The organism is Candidatus Thiodiazotropha sp. AKAK3, assembly GCF_058244645.1.
Genome location: NZ_JBSYOQ010000077.1, coordinates 94,262 through 107,332 on the forward strand (window position 1 = coordinate 94,262; position 13,071 = coordinate 107,332).

Below are 13,071 nucleotides of genomic sequence, written 5' to 3' on the forward strand. Positions count from 1 at the left end.
TGTGTGACTTATTCACTTGACCCAACCATTTATTTGCAAAACATCTCAACCATCAGACTTTTTCATAGCCAGAAAATGATTCGAACACAGCTACCCTCAAGGGGATCAATGACCGCTGCATCCTATTGCCGCCCATCGCTTCGGATTTTAATAGTGAGTATTGAATACGAGACCCGTCACAAGGGTTCAGTTAAAAAAGTTGACCCGCTTGCTGCCTTCATTGAGAATTGTGCGTTTAAGTGCCGAAGATCTATAAAAAATTGAATTGGGGTGACCTTAGTGAAACATATCGCAAGTCTGCTTTTATTGTTATTTGTGCCTGCAATTGCCTTAGCAAGCAGCGGCAATGGTGATCATCTTGATTTAACGGGGCATTGGGTTGGATTTACCGCCATCGCTATCTTTGCAGTGGCTTATTTGCTGGTGATGGCTGAGGAGTTCACTCATCTGAGAAAATCTAAGCCAGTAATCCTCGCCGCTGGCCTGATATGGGGTCTGATCGCCTGGTATTATCAGACCCACGATATGCCCCATGCAGCGGAAGAGATGGTGCGCCATAATCTGCTCGAATATGCCGAACTGATGCTGTTCCTGCTGGTGGCGATGACCTATATCAACGCCATGGATGAGCGTAACGTATTCGAAAAACTTCGCTCATGGTTAGTCAGTAAGGGTTTTAGCTTCCGTCAACTCTTCTGGATCACCGGCGTACTCGCCTTCTTTATCTCTCCCGTAGCCGACAACCTCACCACTGCCCTGCTGATGTGTGCAGTGGTGCTCGCTGTAGGGGGCACTAACACCAAATTCATTCTACTTGCCTGTATCAATATAGTGGTGGCCGCCAATGCGGGAGGCGCCTTCAGCCCATTTGGTGATATCACCACACTCATGGTCTGGCAGAAAAACATCTCAACCGTTCAGGGTCCTGTTGATTTCTGGGCCTTTTTTGCACTATTTGTCCCCTCACTTGTCAACTGGCTGGTGCCTGCAGCAATCATGATGTTTGCTGTACCCAATGAGAATCCTGATGCTGGGGGTGAAAGTGTTGAGATGAAGCGTGGTGCCAAGCGTATCATTGTCTTCTTTCTTGCCACCATTGTAACTGCAGTGAGTTTCCACAACTTCCTGGGTATGCCTCCAGTTATTGGCATGTTAACCGGCTTGGCTTATCTGCAATTTTTCGGTTTTTACCTCAAGAAGACCTACCATCGTGACCACCCTCAATTGACCAATGGTGACGTTACCGAAATTGAACATGACGGTCAGATGGGCGACATTGTCTCCTTCGACGTGTTCAACAAGGTGGCCCGAGCCGAGTGGGATACCCTACTCTTCTTCTACGGTGTCGTGCTATGTGTCGGAGGCCTGGGTTTTATCGGCTATCTGGCAATGGCCTCTGAAGTGATGTACAACCAGTGGGGTAGCGCCTTAGAGCTAACAGCGGCAATGAATGCAACCCCGGCAAATGTCATGGTTGGGGTTCTTTCCGCGATCGTCGATAACATTCCGGTAATGTTCGCGGTTCTGACTATGATGCCCGACATGTCCATGGGGCAGTGGCTGCTGGTTACCCTGACCGCCGGTGTCGGTGGCTCCATGCTCTCAATCGGTTCCGCTGCTGGTGTAGCATTAATGGGGCAGGCACGAGGTAAATATACCTTTTTCGGCCACCTTAAGTGGGCACCAGTAATTGCACTGGGATATCTCGCCAGTATTGCAACCCATATCTGGATCAATGCAGGTGCATTCTAGAACTCGGGCAGTAGCTGCGTCGTGCTTTAACGGCGCAGCTGTTAACCTACCAAAACCTCATCGCCACAACTGTTCAGAAATTCATCAAACAGGCCATGTAGAATGATATGCTTGGAGAACTGACACAACACCGAAGTACGATGTAATCATGAACCTCACTAAACGTCTGGCACTCCTCATTTTACTCTGCTTCGCTCCGGATATTCTGCTGGCTGAACACATGTCGGCCGGCGGTTACAGTATGAGTAATCATTGGGTTGGCCTGGTCAGCCTGTCAGTGTTTATTCTTGCCCTGGTGGCGGTGAGTGTGGAAGAGTTCATAGAACTCAGAAAATCCAAGCCAATGCTGCTTGCCGCCGGTATCATCTGGGGACTTATAGGCTGGTATTCCCACCAAATCGTGGGGGGACACCACGCTGAGCAGGCATTAAGACACAGCCTCTTGCAATATGCAGAACTGATGCTCTTTATCCTGGTGGTGATGACCTATATCAACGCCCTGACTGAACGTCAGGTATTCCTCTCTCTGCGCACCTGGGTGGCTCACCAGCGCTACAGTTACCGTCGTATGTTCTGGATTACAGGTTTAGCGGCCTTCTTTCTTTCACCATTTCTGGATAATCTCTCAACAGCCCTGCTAATGGGGGCAGTTGTGCTGAATCTGGAACGGGATAACCACCGCTTCGTTGCTTTAGCCTGTGTTAATGTCGTATTAGCCTGCAACGCTGGCGGCGCCTATAGCCCCTTCGGTGACATCACCACTCTGATGGTGTGGCAACAGAACATAGTCAGTACTACCGGTCGTGTTGATTTTTTCTCCTTTTTCAACCTGTTCCTGCCGGCATTGATCAGCTACCTGATACCGGCAGTGATGATGCATTTTGCACTACCCTCGGGCAAACTCAGCCTCCCCCAGGAGCAGGTCAGAATGAGTCGGGGTGCAAAACGAATCATGGGGCTGTTTCTGCTCACCATAGCCACCGCAGTGGTTTTCCAGGGCCAGCTGGGGCTGCCAGCAACAATTGGCATGATGACCGGACTATCCTATCTGCAATTCTTCGGTTACTACCTGAAAAAAACCCATGAACCCAGTAACGAAAGGGTCATCACATCTGAAACAGCCGATTTTTCAGTGGTGGTTGAGAGCCGCCAGCCCTTCGACGTCTTTCTGAGAGTGGCCCGCTCCGAGTGGGATACCTTGCTGTTTCTTGGTGGTGTCATCCTTTGTGTCAGTGGTCTGGGTTATTTGGGTTATCTGACAATAGCTTCCGAGATCCTCTATATTCAGCTTGGCGCGACTGCCGCCAATGTTACTATCGGCATGGCCTCTGCAGTGCTGGAGAACATACCCACCATGTCGGTGGTATTGAATATGGCCCCGCAGATGTCCCTCGGCCAATGGCTGCTGATCACCCTCACCGCTGGAATTGGTGGTAGCCTGCTCTCTATCGGGTCCGCAGCGGGTGTAGCCCTGATGGGACAGTCCAATGGTAAATACACCTTCTTCTCTCACCTGCGCTGGACACCTGCGATCATGTTGGGCTTTTTCATCGGCATACAGACCCATCTGTGGCTCAACAACACACTTTTTTAACGTTTTTATACCTATCAGAGGGCGTCTGATATTGCATCGCAACATCAACGCTATCCATATTGAAATACCTGATTAATTTCTGAAAAGGGTCAATCGTATAAGCTGCCCCTATACCCTAATACGCTGGAAATGGAGAAATGCCGTGTTATAGTTGGCAACCATTTTTTTTCTCAAAACCTGGTCCGGAGATAAAAAAACAGCTCCCATCGAGGGCGCCGGACATAACCATTACAATGATTAAATTAGGGAGAAGCACATGTCAAAAAAGCATCCAGTGGTGGCCGTAACTGGCTCATCAGGCGCCGGCACTACTACTGTCAAGCGAGCTTTCGAACACATTTTCTATCGTGATGGCATTAAACCCGCAGTTGTCGAAGGCGACAGTTTCCATCGCTTCACCCGGGTTGAAATGCGCGAAAAAATGTCTGAAGGACTCAGCCATTTCGGCCCCGATGCCAACCATTTCGATAAGATAGCGAGCCTCTTCAAGAACTATGGCGAGACAGGCAGTGGTGACAAGCGCTACTACCTGCACAGCCCTGAAGAAGCTGCTGAACACAACAGTCGCCTGGGCTGTGACCAGAAGCCAGGGGAATTCACCCCTTGGGAGAAGATTGAGGAAGGTACAGACCTGCTGTTCTATGAGGGTCTGCACGGCATGGTGGTCGATGGTGATGTTGACGTCGCCAAAAATGTAGATCTGGGTGTTGGCGTAGTGCCAATTGTCAATCTGGAGTGGATCCAGAAAATTTTCCGCGACAATGCAGAGCGGGGCTACAGTGAAGAAGCGATCGTCGACACCATCATGCGACGTATGCCCGACTACATCAACCATGTCACACCTCAGTTTTCACGGACTGACATTAACTTCCAGCGGGTACCAACAGTGGATACCTCAAACCCTTTCATAGCGCGTGACATTCCTACGCCCGATGAGAGCTTTGTGGTAATTCGTTTCAGCGACCCTAAGAAATTTGATATGGACTTCCCCTATCTGTTGTCGATGATCGATGGCTCATTCATGTCTCGACGTAACTCGATCGTCGTACCTGGCGGCAAGATGGGCTTCTCAATGGAGATCATTCTGCAACCCATCATCGAACGTATGATGGACGCACGCAACGTCTGATTCCTTCCTACGGTAAGGAATATGAAGCCGCCGCGCCTTCAGCGCGGCGGCTTTTTTATACCCGTGGAAACCATCAAGATAAATTTCAGACGGAATAGCGTGCTCACTCCTTTCCCACACACTTCATGAGGCATTTGATATTTTTCAATGTCCACCCAGGCACTTTAACATACTCTTTTAGTCAACATTGAAGGAACCTCTGATTAATTCAGGACGAAGATGCGAGTTCACGAATTGATCAGAGGTTCCTTAAACTGGCAATTGCGCGGATAATTTCAATATGAAAGAAGACTCTCGTCTGGCTTATTTCCCAATCTCATTTTTCGCTATGGTTATGGGATTGGCTGGCCTATGCATTGCCTGGGAAAAGGCCCAAGTAGGCTTTCAACTTCCATTCAGGATTGAAATGGCACTGATTCCATTCACAGTGGTTGTTTTTATAATTCTACTTGTGATTTACAGCATGAAATTAATGCGCCATCCCGAGCAAGTGGTTAAAGAGTTGAACCATCCAGTCAAACTCAATTTTTTTCCAGCTGTCTCTATCAGCCTTATTCTTCTCTCGATTACACTACTGCAGACACAGCCGGCCATCTCCTATCTGCTTTGGTCAATCGGTAGCGCACTTCATCTTGGCTTTACCTTGTATGTCATGAATATCTGGATTCATCATGACAAGTTTGAAATCCACCACATCAATCCTGCCTGGTTCATTCCAGTGGTTGGAAATGTGCTGGTACCCGTCGCAGGAACAACTCATGGACACTATGAAATTTCCTGGTTCTTTTTCAGTATAGGTATCGTTTTTTGGATGGTGCTTTTCACTATCATCATTTATCGCGTGCTATTCCATAATCCACTACCAGATAAGTTGATGCCCACCTTCTTCATACTTATCGCGCCACCAGCAGTTGGCTTTATCTCTTATGTAAAATTGAATGGCGGTGTGGACAACTTTGCCCACGTCTTATACTACAGCGGTCTCTTTCTGACACTGCTATTGGCAAGTATGGCAATTCGTTTTAGCCGATTGCAATTTTTCCTCTCCTGGTGGGCCTACTCTTTTCCATTGGCTGCGATCACCATCGCATCTCTGCTGATGTATGAGACAACCAATGAGAGAGGCTTTGCAATCATTGGGTGGCTGTTGCTTTCAGTACTTACCCTGGTGGTTACTTTTCTCTTCTATCGAACACTTAAGGCGGTTGGTGAGAACAAAATCTGTATACCTGAAGATTAACTGGAAAGCACATTAACTCACTTCTATTTTGTAGGGTGGGGCCATGCCCTACCAGAGAAGCTGAAAATCAAATGAAGTTGTCGCTGTATTTGTAAATAAAGATCTATGCTGATCACGCATAAACAGTGGACACCTGACACCTTTTGGTGGGGCATAGCCCCACCCTACCGTGGATACTCATGACCTCTGCTAGTTTTGTAGGGTGGGGCCATGCCCCACCAGAGAAGCTGGAATTCGAAATGAAATTGTCGCTGTATTTTTAAATAAAGATCTATGCTGATCATTTATACATAGTGGACGTCTGACGGCTTTTGGTGGGGCATGGCCCCACCCTACCTTGATACTCATGATCTATGCTGATCAACCACACCTGTAGCAGTTAAACAATACTTTTAAGATACTCAGTACCGTCAACAGTCCGCCCCTGCTCATCAAGTAATTTCGCATATCTATAGGGTAGATTACTCGCAAAGAGACATGCAGCCCTTTTCTTATGCATCAGTGACATGATCCCATCGACTTCATCACACCATTTCCGATCGACAAACAGCTCTGCCAATCTATAGAGTATATTTTCAGTAAATCTCGGTCCAGGCTGGGCAAGCCTGACATAATCGATGTAGGTCGCTCGAATCAAATCAACTGATTTGCTGTCTCTGTCATCCAGACTAAAAATGGCACGGGCAGCCCGATGGAAGTCTTCGCTTTCAGGCAAGGCTCGACTGCACTGATAGTAGAGTGACAAAAATTCGCTGTTGCTAGTCGCTTCCCGATAGAGTCGACGAAGTAGACGTAACGCCTCTTTGTGATTTTCAGACTGGCAAAGATCCTTGGCAGATGCCAATCTGGGTGTTACATCAGATGCCCCCTCAGCCTCATCAGATAACTCAATACCGAAAACCCATTTAGTATGTTTTAACAGTAGTGTTACTGTTGCTGTAATAAGAAAGCAACCAATATGAGTCAAATATTGGATTTGACTCTCGGAATATAGGGCAAGCTGTATTAATTCAATGGCTAACCAGAACGGCAGTATCACAAATAGAGGCAGAGCCAACTGATTGGCATTAATACCGAAAAGTTCGAAGAGTGCTATTTTTCTGCGTCCCAAAATAACAGTCGCCATACCCAAGACTCCGGAAATAGCACCGCCAGCGCCCACCATATGAAGCAAGCCGGCTGGATTGATAGACAATGCGAGAATAGCCGCAACCAATCCCGAAGTAAGATAAATCCCGAGAAATAGAACCCTACCCAGCAGTCTCTCAACCATCAGACCCAATAAACCCAAGACAATAAGATTGCTTAACAGATGTATTACGCCTGCGTGCAGAAACATATGACCGAAGAGTGACAGCCCATTCATCTTTCCAGCAACCAGACCATACTCAATATAAGTAACGTCACTAAAGCGTTTGATCAGCTGTGAATGCTTCTCTTTCCATTGCAAATGGTCTTGATTCTGAGCGCCATCAAAGTTGCCATTCCACAACCAGAATTGAAATGTTGTATCTGACTGAATTCTTACAAACTGTTCCCATTGTGTTGTGTCGTCCAGCTTCGACAGTGCCGCACTTGGAACTGTCATGTACTTTTCCAGGTAGGCCTCATACTGTCTCTTTTCATATTCGTGAAGTCCGGAACTCTGATAGTCGGACAATATCTCAGACAAAGCTGAGTTATCATCCAACTGCCAGATGATGAAAATAGAAAGCGTAGTCAGAATAAGCAGGATGGTTGCAAGAGGTAGATCCTTGCGACCAGATATTTTGGTTATCGTTGTAAAGGACATCTCATCATCCCTGTGTTCACGGTTTGTTGATCCTTAATAAACCAATCGGCAAATTTCCCATCTTGGGCGACCTCTGAAAAAATCCAGGAAGGGTAGATTTTGGCGGTAAAAGCCTCTCCACAACCTGTTCAGAGATTCCTTAATTCTAATCGTATTTACTATCCTTCCATTGGCGTATCACTTTAAAAACCTCAGCTTGGGAGGTTAGTGATTTACCCGATATCTTTTCCGCAGTGGCTATCACACTCTTTATTGTTGTGCGCAAAAATGGATTTGTCTCCAACTCCACTTCCAGACTGGAAGGCAGGGTTGGCTCTCCGTCTTGGCGTTTTCGCTGCTCAGACTCAATACGTTCTATAATGGCCTGACGCTCAGGTTCCACCCAACGGGCGAAGCCTAAATTATCCATAGTATATTCATGGGCACAATATATTTTTGTTTGCTCGGGCAGTTGTGCAATCCGTTGCAGAGAGCCCGCCAGTTGCTCCGCAGTACCATCGAAAACGCGGCCACAACCTGCAGCAAACAGTGTATCACCACAAAACAGCCCACCTTCTCCGAAATAGGCAATATGTCCAGCTGTGTGGCCAGGCACTTCAAGCACCTGAAAATCAGCCTCTAGACCGGGAATTACTGGCCGGTCACCCTCTCTCAAGGTTTCAGTAACCCCCTTGATCGATTCCCCAGCTGGCCCAAATACTTTCAGCTCGGGAAAGGCCTGTTTGAGTTCTGGCACGCCACCAACATGATCATAGTGGTGGTGTGTAATCAAAACAGCACTAAGCGTCATGCCATTCTCATGTAACCAGTTCAATACTGGCGTCTCATCACCGGGATCTACTGCCACAGCCTGTGAGGCCCCTGGATTTCTGAGCATCCAGATATAGTTGTCATCAAAAGCAGAGAGTGGTGTGATCTGTAACATTACGCATCAAGCCAGACGTAATTTACTCTCACGACTGGCACGCTCAATCGCTGCAAGAATTCCGGCATAATCCAAACCAGCTTCTGCAAGCTGTTGCTGATGGCTGGCGTGATCCAGATAGCGATCCGGCAATCCGAGATTAACCATTTTGGTCTGTATACCCTCTGAGACCAGAAACTCATTGACTGCAGAACCGGCACCACCCTGAATAACATTCTCTTCGATTGTCACTAGAATCTCATGCGTTTTGGCAAGATCCCGAACCATGTTCTCATCCAGAGGTTTGATGAATCGCATATTGACCAAAGTCGCGTCGACATGATCTGCCACCTGATGCGCCACTGAAAGCGGACTTCCAAATACCAACAGTGCGGTATGCTTACCACGCCTTCTGACCTCACTCTCCCCAATGGGTATAGGGATGGACTCTGATTCAACATCCACACCTGGTCCTGCACCGCGAGGGTATCTGACTAAAGCTGGACCAGTGTAGTTAAAGCCTGTTTGCAGTAATCGAGCACACTCATTTTCATCCCCAGGCGCCATAATCACCATGTTGGGAATAGCCCGGGCATAACTGAGATCAAAAGAACCGGCGTGAGTGGCCCCATCCGCACCCACCTGCCCTGCCCGATCCACTGCCAGGGTGACATCCAGGTTTTGCAGAGCAACATCATGGATTAATTGATCATAAGCCCGCTGCAGAAAAGTTGAATAGATGGCAACCACCGGCTTCAGACCTTCACAGGCCAGACCTGCAGCGAAGGTCAGAGCATGTTGCTCCGCAATTCCTACATCGAAGTAACGTTGGGAAAAACGCTTTGCATATTCGACCATGCCAGAGCCTTCGCTCATTGCCGGAGTAATCGCAACCAATCTTTCGTCCTGCTCAGCTGCCTGACATAACCAGTCACCAAAGACTTGTGTGTAGCTCTTCTGCCCAGCTCCTTTTTCCATTTTTCCTGTCGCTGGATCAAAGGGGGTAACACCATGATAGACACAGGGGTCCTGCTCAGCAGGCACATAACCTCTGCCCTTCTGGGTCACAACATGCAGCAGGCGTGGGCCCCGCATATGTCGCATGTTGTGCAGTGTGGCGACCAAGGTGTCAAAGTCGTGTCCCTCAATTGGACCGATATAGTTGAATCCCATCTCTTCGAAGAGGGTACCGGGCATCACCATACCCTTCATATGCTCTTCCCATTTACCGACTATGTCGCTGAACTGGTGAGGCAGATGGCTCAAGGCCGATTTTCCACCTTCACGCATACTGGTGTAGACCTTGCCGGAAAGGAGCCTCGCCAAATGGTTGCTAAAGCCACCCACAGGTTTGGAGATCGACATATCATTGTCGTTGAGGATCACCAACAGATCCTGATCCAGTGCGCCGGCCTGATTCAGGGCCTCGAAGGCCATTCCGGCTCCCATTGCCCCATCACCTATGACAGCAACGACTTTTCGGTTTTCCCCCTTCTGCTTTGAGGCAACAGCCATACCCAAAGCTGCACCTATCGAGGTACTGGAGTGTCCTGTACCGAAGGTGTCATATTCACTTTCACTGCGTTTGGGAAAGCCCGAAAGCCCCCCTTTCTTACGTAGTGTCCCCATACGTTCACGCCGTTCGGTGAGAATCTTATGCGGATAGGCCTGATGCCCCACATCCCAGACCAGGCGATCATAGGGGGTATTGAAAACATAGTGCAGGGCAATAGTCAGCTCCACCACGCCCAATCCTGCCGCCAAATGGCCACCTGTCTGGGAGACGCTGTCGATCAGAAATCTACGCATTTCTGCAGCCAGAGGTCGGAGTTTGATTGGATCGAGTTGACGTAACTCACCCGGAGAATTGATTTGATTCAGGATTGGATAGTCACCCCTGTTGTGAGAGATGTTATCCGTTGTGCCCTGATCTGACATGATTTGGACGACTCCATGGTGATGCTGGCTGAAAAAGGATTATAACCCCTCAGCCGGTTTACTGCATTCAAACTGGCTCATCTTTGATGTGCTGTGCCTCAGACATCACGAAATCGTGAAAGGCCCTAGCGGCAGGTGCCAGACGCTTATTTCTGCGGTAAACAAGATACCAGTGCCTTTTTAGAGGGAAACCTTCAATATCAAGCACCACCAAACGCCCGGTCTCAAGCTCCAGTTCAATGGTGTGGGTCGAGACGACGCCTAACCCCATGCCCGCACGCACCGCCTGCTTTATCGCTTCATTACGTGTCATCCGCATACCGGTTCTGATCTCAATCTGCTGCTCAGCAAAATAGCGCTCCATTGCGAGTCGGGTTCCAGAACCCGCCTCGCGCATGATAAAAACCTCTTCACTCAAACGGCTGGCAGGAACACGCTGCTCACTCTCCAGTGGATGGCCAGGTGGTGCGATTACCACCAGAGGATTATCCATAAATGGTTCAAACTCCAGATCGCTATCTTCTGGGGGGCGGCCCATTAATACCAAATCTGTCTCATTGCTCTGTAATTGAGCCATCAGACGCTGACGATTGGTCACATCCAAGCGTAGATCGATACCAGGAAACTGGCGACTGAACGCAGCCAGAAGACGAGGTGCGAAATAGTTAACTGTACTTGCAACTGAGATATCCAGGTGTCCAGTGTCCAGTCCCTTAAGCGAGGCAATCACCTCCTCCATCTCTTCGATGGTCTGAAATATAGTGCGGCAATACTGAAAGACCTCCCGACCAGCCTCAGTCAATTGAATTTTTTTCCCCGTCTGCTCAAACAGGGGTAACTCGACTGACTCTTCCAACTGCTTGACCTGCATAGAGACGGCAGGCTGACTAAGATGCAACGTCCGCGCTGCTTGCGTGTAGTTGAGGTGCTCTGCGACGGTCTTGAAAACACTCAGCTGACGTAGTGTGAAATGCATGATTAATCCCTCTTTCCCCATTTGAACAGCTATCAGCTAATCTACCACAAATCGAAAGTGGTATAAGTATTTATTTATACACTCAATCAAAAGAACTGACTTCCCTTAATCGGCTTCTGCCCTAATAATTCATCCACCTTGAGTAGTGTTATGCACAAAGAGACTGATTATTAGCAACCGCGTGGAATAGAACCTTCCATCGCTGATTTTCAAGGCAACGCAATCCTAAATCTGGAGGAATCGCAAAAATGGCCAAGAAATATGATGCGGGCGTAAAAGAGTACCGCGAAACATACTGGATGCCCGATTACACACCTAAGGACACTGACATACTGGCGTGTTTTAAAGTTACCCCTCAGCCTGGTGTACCACGTGAAGAGGTTGCAGCTGCTGTTGCCGCTGAATCCTCCACCGGTACCTGGACAACTGTTTGGACCGATCTGCTGACCGACCTGGACTACTACAAAGGACGCGCCTACGCCATCGAAGACGTGCCAGGCGACGATACCTGTTTCTACGCTTTCGTTGCCTACCCGATCGATCTGTTCGAAGAGGGCTCAGTAGTTAACGTTATGACTTCACTGGTTGGTAACGTATTTGGCTTCAAAGCCCTGCGTGCTCTGCGTCTGGAAGACATTCGCTTCCCGATCGCTTACGTAATGACCTGTAATGGTCCTCCTCAGGGCATTCAGGTAGAGCGTGACCTGCTGAACAAGTATGGTCGTCCACTGCTGGGCTGTACCATCAAACCGAAACTGGGTCTGTCTGCCAAGAACTACGGCCGTGCCTGCTATGAAGGTCTGCGTGGTGGTCTCGACTTCACCAAGGACGATGAGAACGTCAACTCTCAGCCATTCATGCGCTGGAGACATCGTTTTGACTTCGTTATGGAAGCGATCCACAAAGCTGAAGCTGAGACCGGCGAGCGTAAAGGTCACTACCTGAACGTTACCGCACCAACTTCTGACGAAATGATGAAGCGTGCCGAGTATGCGAAAGAGATCGGCGCGCCGATCATCATGCACGACTACATCACCGGTGGCTGGTCTGCGAACACCCAGCTGGCACAGTGGTGTCAGGACAACGGCATGCTGCTGCACATTCACCGCGCCATGCACGCTGTACTCGACCGTAACCCACACCACGGTATCCACTTCCGCGTACTGACCAAGATCCTGCGTCTCTCCGGTGGTGATCATCTGCATTCAGGTACCGTTGTCGGCAAGCTGGAAGGCGACCGTGACGCGACTCTGGGCTGGATCGACATCATGCGCGACTCCTACGTTAAGGAAGACCGTTCACGAGGTATCTTCTTCGATCAGGACTGGGGCGCAATGCCTGGCGTTCTACCGGTTGCTTCCGGTGGTATCCACGTATGGCACATGCCTGCACTGGTCAGCATCTTTGGTGACGACTCTGTACTGCAGTTCGGTGGCGGCACTCTGGGTCATCCCTGGGGCAATGCTGCTGGCGCAGCCGCGAACCGTGTTGCGGTTGAGGCTTGTGTTGAAGCGCGTAACCAGGGCCGTGAGCTGGAGAAGGAAGGTAAGGAGATTCTCACTGCTGCTGCCGGCCACAGCCCTGAGCTGAAAGCCGCTATGGAAACCTGGAAAGAGATCAAGTTCGAATTCGACACTGTCGACAAGTTGGACGTTTCTCACAAATAGTGGATCGAGTGGAGCTGCAGGAGTCCGCCAATATAGTGGCGTGGAGAAGAGAGCCGGCGCTCTGCCGGCCCCACTCCTG

The 13,071-nt window shown here is 49.1% G+C and carries 9 protein-coding genes; 5 read left to right on the top strand and 4 right to left on the bottom strand.

The genetic code is table 11. From position 1 onward, the window contains the following. The first annotated feature begins 270 nt into the window (after positions 1–270). From nhaD (AC4IE7_RS20705) to AC4IE7_RS20720, 4 genes are all read left to right on the top strand, one after another. Positions 271–1,752: a sodium:proton antiporter NhaD gene (nhaD, locus tag AC4IE7_RS20705; protein ID WP_490778779.1), complete on the top strand. Its 1,482-nt coding sequence runs from the start codon at positions 271–273 to the stop codon at positions 1,750–1,752. 148 nt (positions 1,753–1,900) lie between these two features. After that, positions 1,901–3,346 carry a sodium:proton antiporter NhaD gene (nhaD, locus tag AC4IE7_RS20710; RefSeq protein ID WP_490778780.1) on the top strand — a complete coding sequence of 482 codons (1,446 nt, stop codon included), beginning with the start codon at positions 1,901–1,903 and terminating at the stop codon, positions 3,344–3,346. Positions 3,347–3,602: 256 nt separating this feature from the next. Continuing rightward, on the top strand, positions 3,603–4,475 hold the full coding sequence (locus AC4IE7_RS20715) for a phosphoribulokinase (RefSeq protein ID WP_490778781.1): 873 nt from the start codon (positions 3,603–3,605) through the stop codon (positions 4,473–4,475). A 280-nt stretch (positions 4,476–4,755) separates the two neighbouring features. Further along, complete coding sequence (locus tag AC4IE7_RS20720) at positions 4,756–5,715, top strand: SLAC1 anion channel family protein (protein ID WP_490778782.1); 960 nt, start codon at positions 4,756–4,758, stop codon at positions 5,713–5,715. A gap of 379 nt (positions 5,716–6,094) precedes the next feature. On the opposite strand, the gene AC4IE7_RS20725 is transcribed toward AC4IE7_RS20720, so the two are convergent. The 4 genes from AC4IE7_RS20725 to AC4IE7_RS20740 all read right to left on the bottom strand — a co-directional run bounded on the left by AC4IE7_RS20725 (position 6,095) and on the right by AC4IE7_RS20740 (position 11,325). Beyond that, complete coding sequence (locus AC4IE7_RS20725) at positions 6,095–7,507, bottom strand: rhomboid family intramembrane serine protease (RefSeq protein ID WP_490778783.1); 1,413 nt, start codon at positions 7,505–7,507, stop codon at positions 6,095–6,097. A 145-nt stretch (positions 7,508–7,652) separates the two neighbouring features. Then, a complete protein-coding gene (gloB, locus tag AC4IE7_RS20730) occupies positions 7,653–8,432 on the bottom strand; it encodes a hydroxyacylglutathione hydrolase (RefSeq protein ID WP_490778784.1) in 780 nt (259 codons plus the stop codon). 6 nt (positions 8,433–8,438) lie between these two features. Further along, a complete protein-coding gene (dxs, locus tag AC4IE7_RS20735; RefSeq protein ID WP_490778785.1) occupies positions 8,439–10,349 on the bottom strand; it encodes a 1-deoxy-D-xylulose-5-phosphate synthase in 1,911 nt (636 codons plus the stop codon). 67 nt (positions 10,350–10,416) lie between these two features. After that, the gene (locus AC4IE7_RS20740; RefSeq protein ID WP_490778786.1) at positions 10,417–11,325 is read right to left on the bottom strand and encodes a LysR family transcriptional regulator; all 909 of its coding nucleotides are present in this window, start codon (positions 11,323–11,325) and stop codon (positions 10,417–10,419) included. Positions 11,326–11,573: 248 nt separating this feature from the next. Here AC4IE7_RS20740 and AC4IE7_RS20745 point away from each other — a divergent pair, with 248 nt between their 5' ends. Continuing rightward, positions 11,574–12,992 carry a form I ribulose bisphosphate carboxylase large subunit gene (locus tag AC4IE7_RS20745; protein ID WP_490778787.1) on the top strand — a complete coding sequence of 473 codons (1,419 nt, stop codon included), beginning with the start codon at positions 11,574–11,576 and terminating at the stop codon, positions 12,990–12,992. Positions 12,993–13,071 lie beyond the last annotated feature (79 nt).